Annotated in this window: 17 protein-coding genes; 12 read left to right on the top strand and 5 right to left on the bottom strand. The window is 36.4% G+C overall.

What is annotated here, in order from left to right:
- Positions 1–62: 62 nt before the first annotated feature.
- Positions 63–467: a thiol-disulfide oxidoreductase DCC family protein gene (locus tag LEP1GSC202_RS14595; protein ID WP_015678551.1), complete on the top strand. Its 405-nt coding sequence runs from the start codon at positions 63–65 to the stop codon at positions 465–467.
- Here the strand turns inward: LEP1GSC202_RS14595 and LEP1GSC202_RS14600 are convergent.
- Positions 464–1,927 carry an ArnT family glycosyltransferase gene (locus tag LEP1GSC202_RS14600; RefSeq protein WP_015678476.1) on the bottom strand — a complete coding sequence of 488 codons (1,464 nt, stop codon included), beginning with the start codon at positions 1,925–1,927 and terminating at the stop codon, positions 464–466. The two genes, LEP1GSC202_RS14595 and LEP1GSC202_RS14600, sit on opposite strands and share 4 nt — an antisense overlap.
- A gap of 118 nt (positions 1,928–2,045) precedes the next feature.
- On the opposite strand from LEP1GSC202_RS14600, the gene LEP1GSC202_RS14605 reads away from it, so the two are divergent.
- Positions 2,046–3,191 carry a hypothetical protein gene (locus LEP1GSC202_RS14605; RefSeq protein ID WP_039929102.1) on the top strand — a complete coding sequence of 382 codons (1,146 nt, stop codon included), beginning with the start codon at positions 2,046–2,048 and terminating at the stop codon, positions 3,189–3,191.
- A gap of 195 nt (positions 3,192–3,386) precedes the next feature.
- Here LEP1GSC202_RS14605 and LEP1GSC202_RS14610 read toward each other — a convergent pair whose 3' ends face one another.
- Genes LEP1GSC202_RS14610 through LEP1GSC202_RS14625 form a run of 4 tightly spaced genes read right to left on the bottom strand, consistent with a single transcriptional unit; the run spans position 3,387 to position 6,482 of the window.
- Positions 3,387–4,592, bottom strand: a complete 1,206-nt coding sequence (locus LEP1GSC202_RS14610) for an LIC_12337 family protein (RefSeq protein WP_015678460.1) — start codon at positions 4,590–4,592, stop codon at positions 3,387–3,389.
- A gap of 3 nt (positions 4,593–4,595) precedes the next feature.
- Positions 4,596–4,799, bottom strand: a complete 204-nt coding sequence (locus LEP1GSC202_RS14615) for a hypothetical protein (protein WP_015678534.1) — start codon at positions 4,797–4,799, stop codon at positions 4,596–4,598.
- A 41-nt stretch (positions 4,800–4,840) separates the two neighbouring features.
- Positions 4,841–5,758, bottom strand: a complete 918-nt coding sequence (locus tag LEP1GSC202_RS14620; protein WP_015678553.1) for a DUF4384 domain-containing protein — start codon at positions 5,756–5,758, stop codon at positions 4,841–4,843.
- 1 nt (position 5,759) lies between these two features.
- A complete protein-coding gene (locus tag LEP1GSC202_RS14625) occupies positions 5,760–6,482 on the bottom strand; it encodes a FecR family protein (protein ID WP_015678434.1) in 723 nt (240 codons plus the stop codon).
- A 122-nt stretch (positions 6,483–6,604) separates the two neighbouring features.
- Between LEP1GSC202_RS14625 and LEP1GSC202_RS14630 the strand changes: the two genes are divergently transcribed.
- The 10 genes from LEP1GSC202_RS14630 (at position 6,605) to LEP1GSC202_RS14675 (ending at position 24,757) form a co-directional block, all read left to right on the top strand.
- Positions 6,605–8,158 (top strand): TolC family protein, encoded by a 1,554-nt coding sequence (locus tag LEP1GSC202_RS14630; protein WP_244147737.1) that lies wholly within the window; start codon positions 6,605–6,607, stop codon positions 8,156–8,158.
- Positions 8,145–9,506, top strand: coding sequence for an Ig-like domain-containing domain (locus tag LEP1GSC202_RS14635; protein ID WP_015678517.1), 1,362 nt, complete (start codon positions 8,145–8,147; stop codon positions 9,504–9,506). Before LEP1GSC202_RS14630 ends, LEP1GSC202_RS14635 begins: the two co-directional genes overlap by 14 nt.
- Entirely contained in the window at positions 9,503–10,030 is a 528-nt protein-coding gene (locus LEP1GSC202_RS14640) for a hypothetical protein (RefSeq protein ID WP_015678447.1), read from the top strand. Before LEP1GSC202_RS14635 ends, LEP1GSC202_RS14640 begins: the two co-directional genes overlap by 4 nt.
- Entirely contained in the window at positions 10,027–10,539 is a 513-nt protein-coding gene (locus LEP1GSC202_RS14645) for a hypothetical protein (RefSeq protein ID WP_015678542.1), read from the top strand. Before LEP1GSC202_RS14640 ends, LEP1GSC202_RS14645 begins: the two co-directional genes overlap by 4 nt.
- On the top strand, positions 10,536–11,153 hold the full coding sequence (locus LEP1GSC202_RS14650; protein ID WP_015678466.1) for a hypothetical protein: 618 nt from the start codon (positions 10,536–10,538) through the stop codon (positions 11,151–11,153). Before LEP1GSC202_RS14645 ends, LEP1GSC202_RS14650 begins: the two co-directional genes overlap by 4 nt.
- 248 nt (positions 11,154–11,401) lie before the next feature.
- On the top strand, positions 11,402–12,550 hold the full coding sequence (locus tag LEP1GSC202_RS14655) for an efflux RND transporter periplasmic adaptor subunit (protein WP_244147738.1): 1,149 nt from the start codon (positions 11,402–11,404) through the stop codon (positions 12,548–12,550).
- Complete coding sequence (locus LEP1GSC202_RS14660) at positions 12,547–15,519, top strand: efflux RND transporter permease subunit (protein WP_039929103.1); 2,973 nt, start codon at positions 12,547–12,549, stop codon at positions 15,517–15,519. The genes LEP1GSC202_RS14655 and LEP1GSC202_RS14660 overlap by 4 nt, the downstream gene beginning before the upstream one ends.
- Positions 15,500–18,199, top strand: a complete 2,700-nt coding sequence (locus LEP1GSC202_RS14665) for an efflux RND transporter permease subunit (protein WP_156825395.1) — start codon at positions 15,500–15,502, stop codon at positions 18,197–18,199. Before LEP1GSC202_RS14660 ends, LEP1GSC202_RS14665 begins: the two co-directional genes overlap by 20 nt.
- A 29-nt stretch (positions 18,200–18,228) precedes the next feature.
- Positions 18,229–24,120, top strand: a complete 5,892-nt coding sequence (locus LEP1GSC202_RS14670; RefSeq protein ID WP_015678469.1) for a TIGR04388 family protein — start codon at positions 18,229–18,231, stop codon at positions 24,118–24,120.
- Positions 24,110–24,757: a hypothetical protein gene (locus LEP1GSC202_RS14675; RefSeq protein WP_015678475.1), complete on the top strand. Its 648-nt coding sequence runs from the start codon at positions 24,110–24,112 to the stop codon at positions 24,755–24,757. Before LEP1GSC202_RS14670 ends, LEP1GSC202_RS14675 begins: the two co-directional genes overlap by 11 nt.
- The last annotated feature ends 7 nt before the right edge of the window (positions 24,758–24,764 follow it).

The raw sequence follows: 24,764 nt of genomic DNA on the forward strand, positions 1-24,764 counted from the left end.
CCTCTTAGGAATTAGACTCGATTTCCAATCCTTAGAGGCCATATTGGAGTTAAGGGGAAAGTATGCCACTGGAAAAAAGGAAAATTGTATTCTTTGATGGTGTTTGCCATCTCTGTATGGGTTCCGTTCAGTTTTTATTGAAACACAATCCTTCAGAATCCCTTTTGTTTTCCAGTATCGGTTCTAAAACGTATTTGGAACTGGTTCCAAAGAGCCAAGAAACATCATTACCTGATAGCATTTTGTATTGGAAGGAAGGAAACCTTTTGGTTGAGTCTGACGCCATCCTTGGAATCACAAAAGAATTAAGTTTTCCTTGGAAACTTGGCATTTTCTTTTGGATTGTACCAAAATTGATCCGAAATGGAATCTACCGTTTCGTCGCCAAACACCGTTACCAATGGTTTGGCAAAGCAGAATCTTGTATGGTGCCAACACCAGATGTAAAAAAACGATTTTTGGACTAAGGATTCGTTTTCACCAACCGAAGTGTTAATTTTTTATTTCGATCGTAAGCATATAGGGAGATGGGATCAGTTATCGCTTCGGTTTTGACTCCTAAGGCATCTAACATGAGTCTGTCGGAATCTGTTAGTAGGATTTTTCCTTTTACTGTCAAAATTTTATCAATACTGATTTCTTCTACTTTCCGTTCTAAATAGAAAGCAAAACTTGGAATGCCAAGGCCACCAAATGAATATAAGGTTTCATTAGGTAGTAGTTCTTTTTGAATTGTTTCAGCTAATATTTTTGTCTCTTTTCTCATATCACTAAATTTAGGTACAATTACAAATCCAATCACACAGAACATTAGGATAGCAGTTCCTAAATATATTCTGTATAAGTAAATCTGGTTGTGTTTTTTTGATAAATGTTCTGCAAGTAAAATCGAAAGGATTGGATAAGCTGAGAGTGGATACGAAGGAAGTTTGCTGGAAATGAATTCATAAAATACCCAAGAAAAAATTAATCCCACCATCAAAAAAGATCTAGGGGATAGAGGGAGTAGGATACCATTCCGAAACGATGAAAAAATAGTATCTTTCATTTCTTTTGCGTTTAAATGAGAGATGAATCTCCAAAACATTTCCTTGAGAAAGGAAAGATACACTCTTGTCCAAGGGAATAAAGTAATGAAAAATAAGACTAAGTAGGTACCTGGAGGTCCTGATTGGCCAAAGACGGGATTCGTCGCCCTACGTAAGATGTACCAATCAATCATCCAGCGAATGAGTGCTCCATCGTCTCTTTGCCAAGATTCATAACCCCAATAAAAAATTGGTAAGATTGCCAATGGCAAACCAAACCATGGATGTAGTTTCCAAATAAGTGGGCGTACCTTCGAAAAAAAAAGTAAAACAAAACAAGTGCCACAAAGAAAAATCAGGATTGGTGGCCCCTTTATGAGGAGTCCCAAACTCACCGAACTCCAAAAAATGAAAACATAAATCCATTTTCCAGATTGAATCAAATGATACAGACAAACAAATCCAATCATTCCAAAAAATACTAAGGAAGAATCAACAAGTGCGATTTTTCCATTTAACGGAAAGTAAAGTGAAAAACTAAGAATGCTAAATGCATACAATGCAGTACGGCTGTTAAACATAATATGAGCTAAATGGTATGTCAATAGAGAAGTGCCTAAAATGCAAAGAGCAGGAAATATCCTTAGCACAAATTCATTTGTTCCAAACATTTCAAAGAAAGCCGATGTGATCCAAAACTGAAGTGGTGGTTTTCTATGTGGTTCTGAATAAGGGAATTCCATTTTCAGATAATCCTTAGATTCTGCCATATTCCGCGCAAAACCTGCGTAGGCCGCTTCGTCCTGGTCGATGAGTGGGGATGCATTGCCCCAAAACAAATACAGAGAAAACCCAATGAGGAGGAGGAGAAATGTTCGTTTAGGAGTGAAAAATGGCACAATCCTAAAAGGAAAAGGGGTTAAGCGCTGTCAAAACCAATTTTTGAAAAGGGCTTTTGTCTTCATTTTGTAACAAAACTGGAATCAAATTGGAAAATAGATTTTATAGAGTATTTCCATGTTATTGCATGTCCCAGGTCCGATGATTGAAACGGAAGGAAAGGTTGTCAGGCCATCCCTATGGAAGTATCGATATCCACTTTTTCTCATTACCCTGCTTGGGATTTTGTTTACTTACCAACTAGCTGTTGTTTTGCTCCTTCGAAAACCAAAACAAACCATTGATGGTTCATTCACTGGATCCAAAATTTTAAATCCCTATGAAAATTGGGACAATGAAAAGGGTGAAAAAATTTCTCTCCATACTCACTCAGATGAAGTTTGGTTCACACCAGAACGTCATACAGTAGCTGAAATCACAAACGAGTACAAAAAAGAAGGATTCTCCAATCTTGCCATTACTGATTACGGTCAAATTTCTGATACCGAGGACAAAACCTATATCCGTGGGTTTGAATGGGGTCAAAACGTTAAAAAAAGGCATATCCTTGCCATCGGAATCAAAAAAGCGATTTATGATTTTTTCCCCATCTATGCATCCAGAGAAAATCTAAACTGGGTAATGGATCGTATGAAAAAGTTAGGTGGTTACGTAATCCTACCACACCCAAAATTATTTGATTCTTACTCCAAAGAAGAAATGTTGTCGATTGAAGGATTCCAAGCTGTAGAAGTGTATTCACCATATGGAGACGACTCTAAAATTTTGGACTCACTCCTTAGCAATGGGAAAAATATACATTGTATGGCAAGTGACGACTTACATTATTTCCCCGAAACAATTGTAAACAAGTTTGACCAACCTTTTTGGAAAGATATGATCCAAACTCTAGGCCACCAACGTGGTCGCAAGGGTGAAAGTTTTTTACGTTATGTCGTAACAAATGCTGGTGTCAGTAACGAAACTTCCGTATTACAAGCATTACATTCAGGATCTTTCTTTTGTGTGAAAAAATTCTTCCAAGGTGCCGAGGATCCAAAAGTTCCTCTCATCCGCGTGAATGACAAACACCAAATCCAAGTGGCATCCAAAGAACGTTATTTGGAAATACGGTTTATTGGAAAAATGGGAGAAGTGTTACAAGTAAACCCCGACACGAGTACAGCAACTTACGAGATTTTGGAATCGGATCCATACGTTAGAGTGGAATTGATCGCACTCACGGGTTCTATTCTTTCCAACGCAATTGTAAGAGGCCAATAAAGAAAAACACTAAACGTGCTTTGGTTTGGGATTTTTTACTCGAGTGTTCCTTTCCATTGAGATGAAACTCCAAAGAATACAAGTTGTGAATCGCTGGATTTCATTTTTGATTTTGAATCGGTTATTTGTTCCTGAAACGTTACAAAATCAAAAGTTCCATCCAACGAAAGTCTCGTCTCTTAGAATATTGCCCTATTATTTAAACGATAGATTCTGAGCAGAACCATCAAAAGCATCCATATATGCTTTGGAAGTTTCTTCGTATTGTTTCACAGTTCCAAGGGCTGCTTGGCCTGCAATACTTGCTCCTAATGCCACATAGGTTCGATTGAAGGCTTCATCGACTGACATAAAATCAGAGCCACCCACAGTGGGGCTTGGGTAATCTGCTGGGACTTGGTCTGCATTCAATTGGTCTGTGACATATCCATTGATATTAAAGATTCCATAAGACAATTTGGCTCCTGCAAAGGAGGAGGCAGGAAGGTTACAAATGGTTTCAGCTTTTGTTGCTAAAGTAGTAAAGGTAGCTTTTGCGGTGGTTTGGAAAGGCAAATCAAACTTTTGCATGTACGCTAATACATAATAAATATTGTCACTACCACCACAGGCAGCTTTCAATTGGTCCAGTCCTGTGGCATTGGATGGGTTGATTTCTTTTAGTTTGGTAAAACTCAATCGCACAACCGATCGAAAACACAATTGCCTTCCAGAATCCACTTCTGTTAAAACCACTCGGCCATGTTTGCTAATCCAAGAAGAGTTCTCGGGGCCATTCCGCCAGGTATAGGTTTGGAATTTCGTTCCATAAATGGATTCATTTCCTGTATAACTTTCTGTGATCACATCTCCTACATTGGCAAACTGTGGGTTCCCAAAATCAACTAACCGGTAGTAGATGAGAGCTCCATCATTTCCAAGGGTGGTGTTTGGGTCATCGAAAAACAATTGTAAGGAGGGAATGGATGCCCCAGTTTTTTTGATTTCAAAAAAATGGTTAAAGGTTTTGTTCCCTGTGTAAGCTGTGGATGCAATGTTAGCCGTTGGTGTATTGATTTTGATGGTAAGCGTGGCAGATCCGAACCCACTTAAGTTCACATTGGTGAGAACATCGGTTCTTGTTTCCCCAGGATTATTAAAATACCCAGCGTTTTTCAATGCTAAAATCAAATTGTCTATGATGCCCGAGTTCCCTCTCGCCCAAGTGGCAGATTGTCTCACAAAACCCCAGTTATCTGCGCTTGTGGCGGACCAAAGTTTTTCTGTTCCAATTCCCAATTGGATGGCATCAGCAAACATTTCAGAGAGGAGGGTTTCTTTAGATTTTCTAGTTTGGGATTGGAAATCCGTAACCTGAAGGCTAACCGTCAAAAAAAGGATGAAAAGTAGGATTTTTTTCATCACTTACTCCGCAATCCCTTTGGGGATACAAATGGTAAAACCTGACTTCGGTCCAGAACATCCGGCTGCTTGGTTGTACGCATAGACATAGAGGAGGAGGGCAGTCAGTGCATCTTCTTTTTTGTTGTCTTCCTTTTCAAAGAGAGAACAAGAAAGAGTGAAACTCAATATGAGAAAGGAGATAATGGGAATTAGATAGGATCTCATACCTTATATAACAAAAGGTATGAGATGTTTTTGCAAGGATTTTAGCGAGAGAGGATTTCGTATTCCCATTCGGTCACAAGGCTTTGTTCGATGGGAGAAGTGAGGCTAGGAGGAGCCACAAGGGAACGCGCTAAGGTTTTGGTTCCTGTCACAGCTGGAGGTAAGAGGTGATAAAAGGAATCCTCTTTTTTGCCACGGAGTTGGAACTCTTTCCATTCTTCCCTGGTGACAAAGGCACGGATGCGATCCTTGGAAGGGGTAGGAGAAGCGCGAAAGGAAATCCGTTTGTCTGGGATCGTCACCTTTTCGCCTTTCTTCACAAAATTGTCATTTTGGATTTGGTTTGGGAAGAGGAGGACTGGTTCTCCTTTTTGGTTTTCAGGCACTAGGACGACATAAACATAATTGTCTTCCGTGGTTTCCAATTCAAAACGAATGGGTTCCCCAGCCACGTACGTTGATTTAAGCGAATTGATTTTGACTTGGGAAGAAGTGTTGGCACCGGTATGGGAAAGCGCTAGGTAGATATTTTTTTTGTCTAGGTAACTCAGGAAATCAGAGACAAGGGTTTTGGCTAAGGATTCAGGAAGTGCATTTCGATACTCTAAGGTTTCGTGTAAAACATCAACAAAGGAAATCAATGCTTGCCCATCCTCATTGGAGACCAAAACCAATTTATCAACTTGTGTTAACTTCTGTAAGTTGGTCTTTGTCTCTTCTGTTGCTTCCCCAGCTTTGTCAAATTCCCAAACCAGTTTTTCTGATTCAGGAAAGGTGAAAGTTAAATTGCCTCTCCCACTGGATTGGATTTGTTCTTTGATAAAGTCTCTTAAGATTCTACTTTCTTCTGTGGAAGGATAAGCTTCTACCGCAATTTTAAAAACAGGAGTGCTTACACTTCTATCAGCGGATACAACAGATAAACCTGCGATCGAAAAAATTACCAAAAAACGTTTCATCTTAACCTTGGCCTTTATAATCGTTCATCATTTGGTCATTTTTTTCATACTGTTCTTTGATGCGTTGGTAGTTCTCTTCTTTGATGGCTTTGAACTGTTCAAAGATACGCATTTTTTCTTTTACAAATTCATCTAAAATTTGTTTTTTTAATTGTTTGCCAGAAACCACCACTTCTTCGTTTTCTGCAACTAATGTTTGTTTGCCTTTTTTATCAGGACTTACGGCAACTGTCCCTTCATTGACATAAACTCCCGTCTCCACATCCTTCAATTCTTCATCCTCACCGCCTTGGTTGGGAGTGGAAACAAGGAACTCTGTGCCTCTCACACCTGCTACAAAACTTGGATTGACGACGCTAAGTTGGGTGTTACTTGGTGCACCACCTTCTGGTTTGTGTGCTTTGACAAATAACTTACCACTCACTAAATTGAGAGTGGTTGATTTCGTTTTCGGATTGAGTAGTTCATCGATTTTGAGAGAGGAAAATTTGGAAAGTCGTACGGTGGCTTGCGTTGCCAATTGGATTTCGCAACTTCCGTCCTCTGTCGTGATGGTGTCCCCTTTTTTTAGGACACTCCCTAATCGAACCGTTTCCTTCGCATTTTTAAAACGTGGGCCTGAAATGTAATTTTTCCCTTGGACAAAACTCACAACACCCACTTCATCAGCGGTGATGGCAGTTGCGAAAAGGAGTAGGAATATAAGAGAGAAATAACGGGTCATGCCACTTTTATAAAGGAAGAGTTTCCTCTTACAAGCCAAAAATCAGAAAAAAAAATCAAAAAAATCCCTACAAACGATCTATTTTTGGAACCAATATAAAAATCCTTCACCTATCCAGCGATATGCGGCGAAGTCTTTGGCTTTTGTTACTACTTCTGAGTTTTGTCCATTTACCAGTGGGTGCGGAAGGGCAATTGTTTTGGGAGGATTGCGTTTGGATTGGAATGGAGCGCAATCTCCACCTAAAATTGGAGAAAACCAAATCAGAATTATTCCCCATTTTGCTCAAAGAAAAATGGAAACAATACCTCCCCAAATTAGGAGTTCATTATTTTGGCATATTCTCTCGGAACAAAGAACAAATTGACCAAGAATACCGAGACGTTCGGATCCAAATCCAACAAATGATTTACGATGGAGGAGAAACGGAACGAGAAAAACAGAAAATTGAAATCAAACAACTCATCCAAGTAGAAGAAAAAAAAATCATAAGGGAAAAGGTATTTAAGTCTATATCCAATCACTATTTTAATGCCAACAAACGAATGTTTATTGATTTGATCTACCAATTGAGAAGTGATCGGTATGGTTTGGAAAAAGAAAAACAAAAAACAGAAGTGGCTTCAGGGATCATCGCTCCAAAAGAAGAAAAAGTTGGTAGGATTTGGGAGGCTGAGTTTGCATCAAAACGAATCCAAGCGAAATCTCAACACTTATTAGCCAATTTAGAATTGAAACAATCAATGTTTTTAGAACCCGAAGAGATATTCCATTTAGAACCAGGATTTATGGAAAGGATCCAAATCCATCCACCCATTCTCAGCAATATAGAAACGAATGAAAATCATCCCTTACGAAAAAAAAGTCGTTTGCAATTGGAACTTGTCTCTTTGGAAGAAAAATCATTAGAAAATGATTGGAAACCAAAATTTCTTTTGGGAGGTTATGTTGGCCGGAATGGGAATTCTGGTTTTCCCTTACAAAATGAAATTTATGGAATTAGTTTTGGTGTACAGGCAAACTTAGGTGGATCTAGTTTTACGTCCAATTCGCAAAACGGAACCCAGTCGGAAGGAAATGGTATCCAAAGGATCCCTGGATATGGACCGCAACCCGTAGGGCCCGGTGATAATTCTTTTCAAAGTGGATCGTTTGGATTGTTTGATGAAATCGGGAGAGAGAAAAAAAGATTTGATGTCAACTTAAGTCATGAACAAGCATTTTTAGAAAAATCACAAAACGAACTGATCTTAAGGAATAATAGTAAAACAACGGAAATCAAACTTTCTGAAGCATACCAAAAGTATTTATTATATTTAGAATGTACAAAATCGGCAATTTCTAATCTTAAAAAAAAGAGATGGGAACGTAACTTATCCTTAATATCTGAATTAGAATATTTGAAATTAGAAGAAGAAGTTTTCCTCCCATTGGAAATGGCCATCGAACATTATTTTGCTTATCTAAGTTATGCTTTAGAAATGGCCTTGTATTTAGGAGAAGATCCCTTTTCCAATCGTTATTATCACTTAAAACAAGAGAAGTCGAATCACGAATTAGTCATGCTATTAAAGGAGTGGAGTTTTTCCAATCCAATCGAAAAAAATCAAACTCCGGAACCAAATGTGATGAAACCAAACCCTTTCCTTTGGGAGGAAAGGTATGAGAAACGTTAAACAAAATCTTTTTTGGATTCTTATTTTGATTTTTCCCCTCCTCTCTTGCGATTCAAATTTTGGAACTTCTAAGGAATGGCTAAGTATTTTGGCAACAGATGAAGCTCCTAAGGTGATTTCTTTTACACCAACGTCTGGTAGCCAAGATGTCCCATCCAAAACTGAGATTTCCATTCTATGGAACCAACCCATGGAGATCCAATCTTGTGTATCCGCTTTTTCGTTAGAACCACAAGTGAAAGGAAAATTTGAAACAACGGATTTCTCACTTAAGTTTTTGCCCAATCAAAATTTAGTTGCTGGAGGGTATGTGATCCGTCTCACCAAACAATGTGAGAACAAAAAAGGAAAGGATTTGGACCGAGTGTATTCCATTCCTTTTTCTGTAGTGGAACCTGAAGAACCAAAAATTAATTCTTTTTTCCTATCAAGTGGAACACGCGATGAATGTTTGTCAGGTGGAATTCAAATCAATAGAATGTTAGGACTTGCGGAATCTGTCTGCACTGGAACACCGGGGCCTCCTAATTTCAGAGTTGTTTTCAACAAACCCATGGACAAAACAAATGTGGAACTTCTTTTGCGTTTTGAACCTTATCTTTCTCATCGATTGGAATGGGAAACAAATGAATCACTTCTCATCCAATTTGATTCCTTATTGCCATCTTCTACACGTTTCCAATTCCTCCTACCTTCAGGAATATTGGCTTTGGATGGCAAAAAGTCTTCAGAACCAATACGATTGGATTTTTTTGTTGGAGAAGGTGTAACGGATCCTTTTGTCATCGGATTTGGTTTGGAATCACAAAATTGTGGAATCGGTATACAAGAGTTAGGTTCTAGCTCACATTCTCGTTGGGACGCAAGTACATGTTTTTGGAGTACGGGCTTACCCATTCTCACACCTGAATCATATTACTTTCGAGGTGGTGACGATGGCACTGGCGACTCGGGAGAAACAGGTGCTTGTGCAGATGTGAATACAGACAATTTTCGAATTTTTTTCAACCAGTATATGGACACCACGTCTGTTATTTCCGCATCAAAACTCACAAAAATATCTCCCCCATCGTCAAACATACGTTTGTCTTCATGGGTCTGGAGCCATTGCCAAACCCAATCTCCATATGGATGCCGACAACTAACCTATTCATTTGCAGAAAGTGAGGCTAGTTGTAATGGATCTTTATTCGGAAATAATGGAACAGGTGGGGATTTTAATCTCACAAACTCCTCTTCTTCTCCTAATTTGTATCCATTTTATGAATTTCGTTTGGATTCTGATGCTAAGTCAAGTTTTGGGAAAAAAATGCCACATGCGTTTGTGATCCAGATGGAGGCAAAGTGAATTCCAAATTTCGTTTGTTTGTGTTATTCTTTGTTTCCTGTATCTCCTGTGGCGAAGCAGTTGGGTATTTAAAGTATCCAATCCCTGATGGGAATCAATTGCTACTAGTGCCGACTGCTTCGCATATTTTTTCAGACCATTATAGTTTAGAAAAAGAAATTTTAATTTCGATCAGTGAAGAATTTGAAAGAAACGGCTTCCAAGTCATTCCAAAAGAAGAATATAGTTTAGCCCTTCACGAAGCCCCGAATGCAAAAGATCATTTAGAGCGATTAGAATTTGAATTAAGCCAATCAAAGTCAAGTTATGAACCAAAACTCAAACATTGGATTCGCATCGCAAAAGAAAAGGGAATCCCTGAACTTGTTTTCGTTCGGTTTATGAAACCTGAGACGAGGAACTTGATTCAGGTTCGGTTGTTATGGATTCATATCATAGAAAATGAAATGGAACGGTTTGATTGGAACTGGGAAAATCCAAATCGTTTTCCATTTCTCAAATCGAAACAAGAGGGAAGACTATGAAGTCGATTTGGGTTTGTTTCACTAGTATATTGTTATTTGGCTCTCAGATTACTTGTCATCGTGGTGAACCTTCGGAAACGAAAGAGTATCAAATCCTGAAAGATGCTTATTTATCAGGCCACCTGACGGTCGTTCGTTCTATTTTGGCTGGTAAATCGAAAGAAAGAGGGCTTCACCCAAAAGAATCCATTCTCTATTTAAAATCATTATTTTACCTCAAAGAATGGAAGGAATTTTTTCTAGTTTGGAAGGATTCAAAAATCCATCCTCCGGAGTTGGTATTACTTTACTTCAAGGTGTTATTACTTGTTGGTGAGGATGAGAATGTAAACGAAGCAGAATTAAACCAATTAATGGATTTGGTTATGGTTTCTCCTGAAGCCATCCTTTTATACCTTCGTGTGAAAAACCACAAAATCAGCGTTAGCGAAAAAAAACTTTTTTTGGCCCAAGTGAACGCTTTTCGGAACACATTGGATGTATTAGAGAAGGAGTTAAATCGCAAATGATTGGTTCATTCATACAAAGACTGTTGTCCCCAACAGTTTGGTCCCTTCGGATCTCCATTTTCCTTCCGCAATTGTTATCCCAACCTTGGTTTTATTTTGTTACCTACACTTTGTTATTTTCTTTAAATTGTGTATGGAACTGGGATGCCTTCCAACAGGAAAATCATAACTTACTTACAAAACAAACTGGTAACAAATCAATCATCCCTTTTTGGCAACTGTATCCATTCCAAATTTTTAGTATTTATTTTTTGGCTTTTAGCTTTATATCCTTTTCTTGTATTGTTTTCTTCCTTCTTTCTTATCCCTTTCGTTATCAATGGCAAAAACAAATGGTTTCGATTGTAACAATCTCGTTTCGATCCTTTTTTATGTTCTTTTGTATTTTGTTTCTGGGAAACAAAATTTTGGGAGCATTCAATTCGAATCATGATTATGGGATGATCCTTTTTGCCTTTTGGATGATACTATTGTCATTGTTTGTGCAATACTATTCCCGTTTGGTATCAAAGCAATTATCAAATACGAAATTATCTGACAGACTAAGATTTACGATTTTAGGTTATTTCATGCCACTTAGCTTTTTACTGATGGTTTTGGTACTTTGGAAATGAAATTTAAATTTTTACAAAAAGTCCTCTATCAAAAAATCCGAAGTATCTTGATCCTGGCATTTATTTTCCTTTTGGCTTCATTTTTCTATTCAAGGTTTGCGCCAAAAAACATTCGTTATCGTTTGCCTTTGCTATCAAAGTTTTTGGTCTTCTCAGTTTTTGAAAAAAATACAATCGAATCAATTGAATCTTCAAACAAAAATAAGAGTCGTCATTTCATAAATCCTCGTATTGTGGAAGAGAATGAAATGATGGAATTTCCCGCAGTTGTAGAACCATCAAAAGAAATTTTCATCCAAAGCAAACAACCTGGACGTATCAAAAAAATCCATGTAGAAGAAGGCCAGTCCGTCAAAATAGGACAACTTTTACTCGAGTTAGATGATGAACTCATTCGTTTGGAAGGTGATAGGTTACAAATCAATTTGATTGCAGCAAAATCTCAGGAAGTGATTACCCGAGAAAAATGGGAACATGCTAAAAAACAAATAGAAGTGAAGGTAAGAGAAATTGATAAAAAAACAGAATGGGTGGAATTGGCAAAAAAGGAATACGACTATGCAAGTGATCTAAAATCAAAAAAAGAAATCCTTTGGAAACAGGGTTACATTTCGAGTCCAGAATATGAAAAATTGAAACTGGAAGAAGAAACAAAACTGACCCAATTTAAAAATTTAATTAGAGAGCGAGAGAGTTTGTTGTCGATGGTATCCGTTCCATCCGATCCAAACAGGATCTCGTTTGACGAAAAGTTAAAAGAATGGAAAAACCAAAACACAGTTTTGGAGAGGGCAGAGTATGAACTCAGTTTGTCCAATATCAAAATCATCCAAAACCAAATCAAAGCCAATGAACAATTAAAAAATGATTCCAAATTGTATGCTCCTAGTTCGGGAAAAATTCTAAAGTTGAGTGTAAAAGAAGGTGAGGTGACAAGTCATATACCGCTCATGAGTTTAATGGAAAAGAATGAAATTTCTGTCTCTTTCCATGTGGGTGAAAGAGAATTAAAAGAAATTCAGTTAAAAAAAGAGGTCCAATATTTTCCTTCTATTTCGAATCAGACAATTGCCATCGGAATATTAGAAAAGATGAATGGATATTTAGATCCTAAATCCCATGGGATTATGATCAAGGCAAAACTCATTAAACATTACCAATCATTGTTGCCTGGTATGTTTGGAATCGTTAAAATCAGTTCTTCCGCAAAAAAAGAAAAAATATTGGTACCCACTAGATCTTTGTTTGGTGATTACAATTCTGGTTTTTATCTCCATTTGAAATCAGAAACCGGAATCGAAAAGAGATTTGTTCAAATTAAAACCTATTCTGAAACCGAATCAGAAGTCATCGCGGGACTTGGTCCTTTAGATGCCTTTGAAATCCAACCTTTATGATACGCTTGTATGAGGTCTATCAAAAACGAAATCGATCGTGTTTGGTTTTTGTTTTGTTTATCTTTATCGTATTACTCTTTCGATTGCAAGAGATTCAGATCAAACTCCTTCCCGAGTTAACATCTCTACGATATTTTATTGTGACTGATTTTCCAAATCATTCTGCGTTGGATGTGGACCAAACTGTTAGTTTGCCAATCTCCAATCGAGTTTCTTCCTTAAAATCAGTAAAAAAAATCAGAACAAGTTCTATTCATAGTGAATCTAGTGTTCAAATTGATTTACAATTTGGTTCCAAAGTTTCGGAATTCAAAGATGGTCTTTACCAATTATTATTTGAGATAAAGGAATCCCTTCCTATTGGTGTGAATACGCCAAAATTATCAGAAAGAAGTGAATACGAACAACCATTCGCAGAAATTGTGATCCCCAAATCTAAAAATCGAAATCCATTAGAGTTTGATTATCAATTGCGTGGGATTATCGAAACATTAGAAAGAATCTCGGGTGTAAGCAGTGTTAGTACATTTGGAGATGAGAAAGCAAACATACTCATTTCAATGGACCAACACTATTTCAATTTTTTCCCGATCAAACTGAGAGATTTGGAATTTCAAATCCAAACTGGCATTCAAAATGGTTCGCTAGGTAAGTATTATGGAGCGAAGGATGCAACGGAAATTAAATTCCAGTCTGAAATCGCAGACCAATTCACTTTAAAACAATTTCCGATACATTTAGGAAATGGTGAATTTTTTCCTTTAGATCGAGTTTCACGAATCACAAATGTTCCTTCTGGGAGGAATTTCCTTACGAGATGGAAAGGTGAGGAGTGCATTTACATTCGAATCGCTGCTGATCCAAAACACAATCCTCTACAGATTGCAAACCAAATTGAAAGTGTTGTGAATGAAAACCAAGGATTAAAAGGAATAGAGATTATTTCGAGTTCTGCATCGGAACTGAAAGCCCAACTCTTCCAGTTTTTCTTTTTTTTTCTGATTAGTTTTGGTATGGCTTTATTTTTTTCTTATCGATTATACCAAAACTTACATGGAGTGATCATCTTATCAGTTTCTGTAACATTCACCCTTGTTCTTTTTTTACATCTTTTATTATTGTTTTCAGTTTCCATAAATTTACTTAGTTTGAGTGGTATTTCTGTTGGAATAGGAATGTTGTTTGATGCCAATAATTTAACGTATTATTCAATTGATACGGAGTGGAGAAAGTCGGAAGTTTTGGAGCGATTTGAAGTATTGGAAAAAGGGATTCGTTCTATCTGGACATCATTGGTCTCATCCAGCTTCACCACCATTATCGTATTTTTACCACTTCTTTTATACGTACATGAATGGAGAGAATTTTTTTTTGATATTGGTTTTTGTATTATTTTGTTAATTTTCTGTTCTTTATGTTCTTCTATCTTTTTTGTTCCCTTGTTTTATCTGAGTTTGCCACGAGTCGTTTCGAAGTATCCTCTTCCTTCGAAAACATTTTCCTTTTTAGTAAGGTTCCGAAAAATAGTTCCCTTAATTTTAAACAAAAAATCTGTTTGGAGATATAGTTCCCTTTTAGGATTTCCTGTTTTATTTTTTTTGTTTCTCTACTTTCCGAAATTTTTGATTTACCCCGAGCCATTACCTGTTGGTAAAACCATACAATTGTTTCCGAAACAAATGATTTCTAACAAGGAGTTGGAAGAAGTTTTGTTTCGACTCTCAAATGCCTGCAAAACGAAAGAATCAAATTTGAATTTGTTGGTGTTGCCCATTGGTGGGAAAAAAACAAATTCTTTAACGCAAACGGTAACTCCCTTTCAAATCAAAGTTTGGGGAGAAAATCATTCCTGGGAATGTTTGGCAAAACTCACTCATTTTTTTCCTGAATCCAAGTGGACATGTAAGATTGTAGACATTCCATCAGAAATCTCAAAATCGTTACCCTTCCAATCACAAGACCATCTTACCATCTTAAACGCAAATTGGAATTTACTTGTGCAATTCTATGAGAAAATCAAACAAACAAAACAATCTTTCAGTGGAATATTCTCATATGAGCCTAAACAAATTTTTATGGAATTTTTGACTCCTAAGAAAATTCCAATTGGAATGGAAGATTCAGATCCAGACGAATTCCGCAGGCAAATTTTATATGCCAATCACGCAAAGTATTTAGGATCCATTGGTTTGGGTGAAAAGGAGGATTTATACCTCTCTACAAATTGGAAAGAAGATTTTGTTATGAAAAAAAAGAATTCTAATCAGAATGATTCCACTCAAACATTTAGTTTCACAAAATCGGTTCCATATGAAGATGTTTATGATAAAAAAGTGGAAACCATTTACGAAGAATACAAGAGGGAATCAGGTTTATTTTACTTAGAATGGCTCGGAGGCATGAGTCAGATTCAAGATCTTTTACAAGAAAAAACAAATGGATTCCAATTTATCTTACATTCGAGGAGAGATGAAATTGTAAATTTTTTTACCACACTATCTTCTCTGCTTTTGATTTCATTTTCCTTCGTATATTTGTTATTAGTTGCAATTTATGAATCATTTCGTAAACCATTTTTGCATCTTTTTATTTGTATGATTGTTTTTCTTTCGGTAATTTTGATTTTATTTTTGTTAGTTTCTGAAATCCATTTCGGACATTATATTGGGATTGTCATTGTTCTTGGAATTTCTGTGGATAATATCTCACTTTATGATGAAAAGTGGAGAGAATTTAATTCCATCAAAAATTCAGAGATACGAAATACAAAGGTGCTCAATTGGATAGAAAAGCCAATCCTTTTGAATTCTGGTACGACTGTCTTTGGATTGTTACCTATTATCGCTATGAATCTTTCTGGAATGGAATTTGTTCGTTCTATTGCAATATCGATGTTTGTTGGAATTTCGGTTTCCTTGTTCTATTTTTATACTTTGTATCCAAAGTTATTTGCAAAGAATTTCGATTGAAATTATGCCATTTGCCATCATTCAGAATTATCGTTACCAGTTTGTCTCTGGATTGGCTTTTTTAGTTTTCCTCTCTCTTTTTTATTCGAATCAAATTTCCATTGAAGACGAGAATCAGGAAGATGAATTTTTGCAGTTAGAGATTTCTCATCATTGGCCAGGCAAATCTGCTTTGCAAATTGAAGGACAAATTGCTAAACCATGGGAGACAATATTGAAAACAGTAAACGGATATAGGGAACGTCAATTTGTATCCGATCATGGTATCTTAAAAATCTACTTGCAGATGGATAAGGTCAATTCGCTCTCAGAATTCATTCAAACACTTCGCAATGTATACATATTAAATCAAAACCAGTTTCCAAACGATGTACATTTCCCTCGTATTCAATCAAGGGAAGATAAGTCCTCTTTTTTCATCGTTTTAGAACAGATAGGTGGTTACGATGCTACCTCTGAAAAGGAACTCGAGCTGATATTGAGAAATTGGGAAACGGTTTCATCGGTAAACTTCCAATCTGGGATGGAAAAAGAAGTTGTTGTTCAGGTAAATGGAAACGATTTCCAAACTGACAAACTGCCAGCTTTATCGGAAGTTTTCCAAAATTTAAAACAAAGTCATTATGGGATTGGAAAAGAAGTAGAAAGTGGTCGCATTTCCTTAAAAACAATTCCGAATTCCATTGATGATTGGAGGGATGGAGTTGTTTTACAAAACCAAAAAAGTCCAGAATGGATACGATCATTATTACATTTCCAGCTGACTGATACCAATCAACAATCTGCGGTTCGCGTGAATGGTGAATCAAAATCAACAGTTATGGTTTATGCAAAGTCAGCATTTCATCTTCTCTTACTGGAAATTCAACTGCAAACTTTACTCAAAGTTCATTCCCATTGGAAGATCATTATGGTTTCGAAACAAATTTTTATTGAAAACGCGAAGGAGTTGTTCTTCCTTTTGCTTTTTTTGGATCTTCTATCTTTTATTTTTTTAGGGTTATATCAAAAAAACTGGCTCCAACTATCGGCACTCATGATCATTTTTTATATATCAGTATTGTATTATCTTTTTTTATCTTCTGTATTCCATCTAACATTGGGTAATTTTAGTTTCATTATTATTTTGTTTTTTAAATTACACTTACCTTTTTCCAAGAGACTTCGATGGAAACTTTCAGGTACGAAGCTCTTCCTAGTTTTAATTTTACTTGGGCTCTCCGTTTTAGTTGGATGGGTCCCTTTACTCGTTTTGAAACTTGTTATTTTTTATGGTTTATTACTTTTATTTTCTCAGATTTTATTTCGTATCTGCGATTGTTTTTGTGAGAAACATGTTTTCCCATTGGGAAGGGCAAAAGAAGAAAAGATTTTGTGTGCATTTGAAAAGTGGAATGGAAAACGAATGAAAAATCCTAAGTTTTACCAAGTGGCACTTTCTCTTTTTGTTTTGATTTTTACCACATTGTATTTGTTATATGATGCTGGAATGTCAAAACCAATTGCAATGGAAGACAGTTTTATGAAGTATGCAAAATTGGAATTTCCAAATTATATTTCTGAAGGGGAAGTTTACCGGATCACAAAACAAGTGGAATCTAAGTTGATTGATGGCAATTGGACAGATTTACTCATTGTCATTCCAAAACCTTATCGCTCTGAGTTTTATTTCAAAAATAAACTGAATGGATTGGAAATTCCATTTCGAAAATTGCCAACAGAATTGGGTTATTTTCACTTAGTAGAAGGAAACCATGCCGATACGTCTCAAATTTTGCGGTTCACACAAAATGATTTAGCGAAATTGGAATCGGATCTCATGCAGTTAGTTCCGTGGTTACAATACAAAAGTGAAATCTCCGATGTTGTATTATGTTTCCAACCTTCGCACGAAGGATTAGAATTCAAAACAAATTCATTTTACCGAGTATTCCTTGGTCACTCACACCAAACTTCGATAAAAGAAGATATTTATACATTGCAACCCAATTTGTTAGGAAAGTTTTTATGGAACGGAAGATTGATAGATATCAAATTTCAGGTGAATCATTGGGAAAATTTAGATCCTTATTTAAAACAGATGAAAAAGTTAACTTTGAATCAAACAATATTTGATTCTTCAATTCGGAATTACTCTCCAGTGAAACTGTTGAATCGATTTTACCAAATCAACGGAAAACCAACCTTAGAACTTATGGTCAAAGGTGAAAACATCAATTGGGCAAAACTCGAATTCGAAATTCATGATTTTTTAAAACAAACAGATACGCATTTGTATGAGAGAATTTCCCCTAGTGCTCCCGTTCCTCAATATTCGATTTTACTTATTGTTTTGATTTTTGGAATCGTTAGTTTTCGTAAAAATGAAATTTTGAATTCTTTCCTTCGGATTTATTGTTTGTTGTTGGTTTCGAAACTCCAAAACACTTGGTTTGAAGCGAATTACATTCAAATCGTTTGGGTATTGATTTTTATACTGAGTGTAGAGTTAACAAGTAGGAAAAGGAATTTATTTCGAGTGATATTTAGTTACCCGTTTATTTTTAGTTTTATCTTTTTACTCCTGTATCCAGGAAATGTTGGTTATTTATTATTTTCTACGGTATGTTTAATCATGTTATATGCAATCCTTTCTCTAAAATTAAAACATTCTTTGCATTTTTTAAAACCAAAATATTAATTTGAAACCCTTAGGGGCAGAGGCCCTTTATGGTACAATTTTCCAAACGTTTCCAATCCATCCTATTGTCCTTATTGGTATTGTTTTCTTTCATTTTTCATTCAGTTCTTGCAGATTCTATCACAGATACTTGGGAAGTTCCAAATTACCAAAAGCAAAACTATGCAGAATTTTATGCATACCAATACTTCTCAAGTTCATTAGAAGATTGGGATTTCAAAGTGGAAGAGATGTTGGCGGAATCAATCAATTCTTGGTTAAGGGAAGCAAATGATCGAATTGAAAGTATTTTGGCAAATGAAACTGATTCGGATCTGATCATTTCCAATGAAGGTTATCTTGATGAGAGAAAACGATCATTAGTATCTGAGGTATCCATTCTGTATGCGGAATGGGAAAGGGAACTTTTTGGTGATTACTTCGAAAATCGAGATGCCTTTTTGTTGAAACTAGAGACAGGCAAAGTTGACCAATTGTATTTGGAAAGGATTGGTTTGGAAACAATTTACGATGAATATACTAAAGAAGAATTATTACAGTTAGAAAATCGTGAAAAAATCATACAATCCGCAAAAGAATGGGAATATGAATGGGAAAATTCAAAACAGGAAGGTCTAGATGCGTTTGCTACTTCATTAGAGTTATTGAAACAAGATTACGAGTCATATTTATTTAAAATTGAAGAAACGGAAGACCGATTCCAAACCAATTTAAGTGCGATTAGTGAATACAAGGAAACAGTTAAGAGTGTCATTTCTTATATGGTCTCTCAATTGAAGGATGGATTGGAAGTCAATTGTGGCATTGCTACAGGTTGCCAATATAAAAACATCGATGGAAGTTTTAATGAAGCTGGTAAAATTTTATCCAAACTAATTTCAGAATTATCTGAAGAATTGATTTCATCAAATGAAAATCCAGATTCCATTTTAACCTTAATTTCAACGAAAATTCAAAATTTTCTTAGTATAGAATCGAATTTGGCCTTAGAGGAACATTCGTACTTTCAAAATCGAATTTATACTTATCAAACTGGACTCAATGTAAATTTAGATCAAACGAAATCTAACTTTGATTTGGGACTTGCCGATTGGATTTTACGCACTCAATTGTACCATGCGCTCACACCAGACCAAAAGTATGAAAATTGGAGGATTGAAACTGATGAAAAAATTGGAAATTTTTATAAAATTCATGATCCGTTTTTAAGAGCAATTTTCCAGTCAATCCATCATTCGGATGAAAATCGATTGGTGAGTTTGATCAATGAAAAGTTAGGGCCTGGACGTAGAGTCAATTCCATGTTAGGTTCTAATTTATATACAGATGTACATCATTTTTTGAATAATGATGAGATTTTAGGAATTCCCATTCCATTTGATAGCGCAACAAATGTGAACGGAAATTTATTGAGAGATGGAAATTTTTATTATGCATTTTGGAAAATGGAGAGGACCACTCCCGTTTTCCCTTCTGGAACATTTTATCGCCAAATGGGCGCTATCGGTTATTCTATTTTGTTTGAGATGTATGACGAAACTTCTTCTACTTCTGCACAGTATTGGAATGAGAATTACTCACAACTAAATTCACAAAATCATCACTTCCAAAATCGGTTATTACCTGCTATCGGAAGTTGGGAATCGAAAGTGAAACAATATGCTGATGACTTTCGGACTTGGGCAGATGCCAAAGAAAATTTGAAAAATGAAGCCAAAACAAATTTAATTGCAAATATTGAACGATTGGAGGTTTCCAAAGAGAATTGGCTAAGCCAAATCGATAGAGAAAAAAAAGAGGGGGACGAGACATGGCTTAAATTGTATGAAAAAGGAGAAGCTGTTCTTGTAAGTCCGACTAAAGAAGTTTCCAAACCAAATGAATTTTTGGTCTCCAATTTTGATGAAAAAGGATTAAAGTCATTTGAGGAATTATCAGATTGGAAAGGAACAAATGAAGTTTCCGTTGGCGAACAAACTTTGTTATCGGAATTCCAACGGACCATTACTGGTGTAAATCAATATGCAAATGTTTTGCAGATGAATTATGATTTGGAGGCTCTCCAAAAAAAAGAACAAACTAAACTTTTAAACCAAATGGTTTATTCACTGAACCAGGACTTATTGCAAAGTCGATCCTTCACAAAAGAGGAAAGTATACTGGTTGGGAACTATGATTATCAAACACTTTCAGCGGAGGAACGAAAGAATTTTGGACTTTGTTATGAAAATCCGAATCGGGCAGAATGTAACCATTTATTAAAAAAAGAATACGAAATTCAAATCAATCATAAAAGCCAAAATGTAACCATACGAAAAGAAATTTATGATGGGATGTTAGGAGTCAAAAACCAAGAAGGTGAATATACGGCCTCCAAAATGGAGACGAATCGTCATTTTCAATTGAGCCAAATTGGAAAAATCCAATCTTCCGATAGAAAGGATTTTTTTGTGGAATGGTCAGATGAAGATTGGAATCTTTTGACTCAGAAACAAAACGAACTATCAAACCAATTTTTAACAAAATCTTTGGCGAATGACCAACTAACAATTGCTTCAAATATCCAATCCATTGAATTTCAAAATCAAAGGAATATGGAAACATTTTATGCAAATAAAGAGAAACAAGAAAACCAAGATTCTCTGATGCAAGAAATTGTCCTTGCATATCTAGGTGATGGCACAAAAGGCATAAAGGCATCCATGCAAGGTAAAATAGAATCTTCGATTAATAGTGAATTGGCAAAAGTTTGGATCCAAGCTTCGGGTGGAAGTGAGGCAGATATCCAGAAAGCAACCATGGCCATTGAGTTCATGCGAGGAAGATTGAAAGCTAAGAAAATTGAATCTAGGGACAATTTTGTTTCCGTGCAAAATCCGATGAGTGCAATTGAAACGGTTATCGGTAAATCGATATCACATGGAATGCAATTTTTGAATCATTCTACAGGAGGGATTTACACCATTCCCATCAATTTAGCAATTGGGGGTGTCCTGACTCATACAAAAAGTTTAGTTGGTGAAACGCGATATGATGCATTAAAAGAACAAATTTCAGGTAGACATGAGGAAATTGCTGATCTGAAAGCAAACGAAGTGCAAATGGCAAAGAACGCAATTTCAAATGAGATCGCAACGGTTACGGGAATTGATTTAGATATCATGTCGAAAGTGATTGAGGACAAGTACAACCAAAGAGAAATCAAAAAATCAAAACGTAGGAAATCGGAAAATAAGATTTCCGATCTTCAATCAAAATCAATTGGTGCCTATGGTGGGATGATCAAAACCGCCATGGTAGCAACAGGGATCAATGAAGCCGAAATTGCTTCTTTGTTGGAAGACACAAACCAATTGATCCATTCTCGGAATATAAAACCTGATTCTAAAGTCGCCACATACTTTCAATATACAGAACAAGGTTTTGGAATGCAAGCATCAGGAACACAATACCAATCTTCGTTTTTGGATTATACGGATGGAAAGACAGTTGTCACAGAATTAGGAAAACAAGCCCTAACAAAAGAAATTTCCAGGCTAACAGGAATTGATGAATCCTTTCTAAAACAAAGCGTAGATATTTCTTATGGCAATCGCGAGCGTGATAAGGCAAATCAAAAAGCCAAATCGAAAGCGGCAAGACAATCCGTTGTAAACGCCATTTCTTTAGCGATAACAATGGGAGCTAGTGGTGCTTTAACAGGTGTCAATTCGGTTTTATCTTCTGTTGGAAAGGCGGCAAGTTTCGTGACACAAGGTGTGATCCCTGCTACAGTAAAGATGGGACAAGTGATTTCCACAACCATCGTGCAGACAGTTGCTGGGAGCCATGAAGGTCCGAAGGGGGCTGTCGCAGGATTCACCAATGGTGTATTAAGTGGAATGATTGGGGAACGAACGAAATTCCAATCGGGATTTCTCAAAGGATTAATCCCTGGAATTGGAGTGAAATACAGTGCAGAAGAAGGATGGGGTGGAACCATTGGAATTGGAAATTCGACAAGTAATATCAGTTTGAGTGTTTCTGAAAAAGGAAATTCCTCCCTTCAGGTATCCAAGTCCATCGGTGATGGAGTTCAACTCACAGGAGATTTTACTTCCAATCAAGCATGGAATGTAGGGGTCCAATACAATCCCAAAGGTGAAGGTCCTAGGAAAGATTGGAATTATTCCATGATGTATGACTTAAAAGGATCGGGCCTTAGTGGTAGCATTGGTTATACAGACCCAGAAACGGGGATTGGATTAACTGCGAACTTTGACAGGGCTGGCATATCCACATCTTCCGAGTTAAATGGTGTGAGAGTTGCAACTTTTGGAAACAATGGGTTTCAATTGGAAGACTATGATTTTGCTAACCAAAATATCAATTTAGCACAGGATTTAAGTGATAGTAAGGTAGATTCTATCATCACTCAGGAAAATGGGGGAGAAGATACTTTTTCAGATTTACTTAGTCAATTATCAATGTTAGGTGGAGTTCTAGTCGGTGGAATTGGACTTGTGAATTTACTTCGCAATCGACAAATTTCTGATGCAAACCAATTGAATTTGAATGGAAATGATCTTGGAACTTCACCTTTTCAGGTATCCGCAAATGGTTCTGTTTTTGGCAGAATCGCTGATAAAGTCAAATCAGGATTTTTTAATTTAGGGACTTCCATTGGTCGTTTTTTTGACTCGTACAAAACCCAAAAATCTCTTTCCCAAGGAAATAATGCAACTAACTCGCCTTCTACACAAGAGACCGATAGAATCACGAAATTAAAAACGAAAATCATAGATGACTATAAAAAGGATTCAAGACTTGATACAGAAAAAAAACTTTATGAATTGAAACAAGCAGGTGTGGATACCACGGAAATTGAAGCCAAAATCAAAGCGCTACGTGGTGGCAAAGATGTTCCGATGACAAAGGCAGTCCAAAAGTCCTTAAATGAATACAAACGACTTAGGGAATCGCGTTCTATCGAACCAATTGGAACGGAAACTGCGGTTTACCTAACTTCCGAAGTTGCCCTTACGGATGTAAAGGTTTCCTATGATCCAAAGATAGAAACCAAACAAGCATACTTTCAAAGACTGGGAAATGAAATCTGTGAAGCGACAAAAAAAGTGGATCTTTCTAGTGACGAACTTGTCGCCTTACACACTGCAAACGTCGCAAAACTCTTGGGTGAAAACCTAAAGAGCTTAATAAAATATGGACGTTATGTATTAAAAGATGGAAAACAAGACGTCTCTGGTGTAAATACGGTAAATGATGATGGATTCCGCCAAATAACAGAGACAGATTGTATCCGTTACATTGGAGCTGTTTTGCATGCGGCAGGCCTCACCGATAGAGGGGGCTTCGCCAATTTGAATTCGGATGTATTTTTAACTCCTGAGGAAATGGAACGAATGAATGCGGAGTATGAATCTGGTTTAGTCCATCAAAATGGAGTAGAATTCTTTCGACAGGCTGGAGGATTTTCCAAATTGGTATCAGAAAGGCTAACCACAGAAAAAGATTTGAATGCACATAAAGAGAAGGGAGTGATCCCTGAATTAAAAGTGGGTATGATTGGGATTACGAGGAAAATGGAATTAGTTGAGGGTACAAAAAGAGCGGCGATGAAGTCCGACCATATCTACATTGTGATCGGTAAAAAATTCAATCCAGATCTAGGAGTGAATGAATACTTAATTTCAGAATCAGCAGGTGGATCCGGAATACAAAATCGATGGATCACATTGGAGACGAATGCGATGTTACTGGAAAATATCAAAACAAGATTAAAAAAAGAAAATTTTACTGATAAAGAAATAAAAGATAAGTTGAGGTCGATTAAGTTCCCAGCAAGAAATGCAGATTATCTGTTACGATCTGAATTTCATGAATTAACTCCACAGACAAGGAAAAATCCAAATGAAACCTAGTATCCTATTTTTTATTGTTTTATATATGTTTACTTTTTGTAAAGAGAAGCAAGTGAGCGTACCACAAGCTGAGGAAGAGGATCCAATCACGATTCTTACAGAAAGGGGTTGTGTTCCAAATCCAGAAACAAATCAAACCTGCTTGCGTAAAAAAGAAGAACTGAGCTGTTATAAAACTTTGGAAGAGGTAAAAAAATCAAAATTAGATAAGATATTTTTCAATCAAGTCTGGATGGGAGATGACCAACAAACATTATTTTATCATATTGATTCGAAAGGGAATTTGAAAATTTTTGAAGGTGGACCGGATAAACTTCCTCATGAACGCCGATTGATTGGTTCAGGAAAATTCTTTCATGATCAAAACCAATGGTATTATGAACAGTCATGTAAAACTGATGTTTGTGAAAATTTTAAAATACCAATCCTATATCTAGATTGTGCATTAACTACAAATTTCAATAATCAAGGCGCAGTAAGAATAATCGAATTCGGAAATCATGATAACATAGATGAAGAAAAAATCAAGAACAAGAAAAAGTATAAAGTCGTGACAATCGTTCAAGAAAAGGCGGAGCCATCCCAAATTTTTCATTATTTTATTTCGACTCCTGTCCCACCCATCCCCTCCAATTGATCCAACC

The organism is Leptospira yanagawae serovar Saopaulo str. Sao Paulo = ATCC 700523, from assembly GCF_000332475.2.
Classification (GTDB): Bacteria; Spirochaetota; Leptospiria; order Leptospirales; family Leptospiraceae; genus Leptospira_A; species Leptospira_A yanagawae.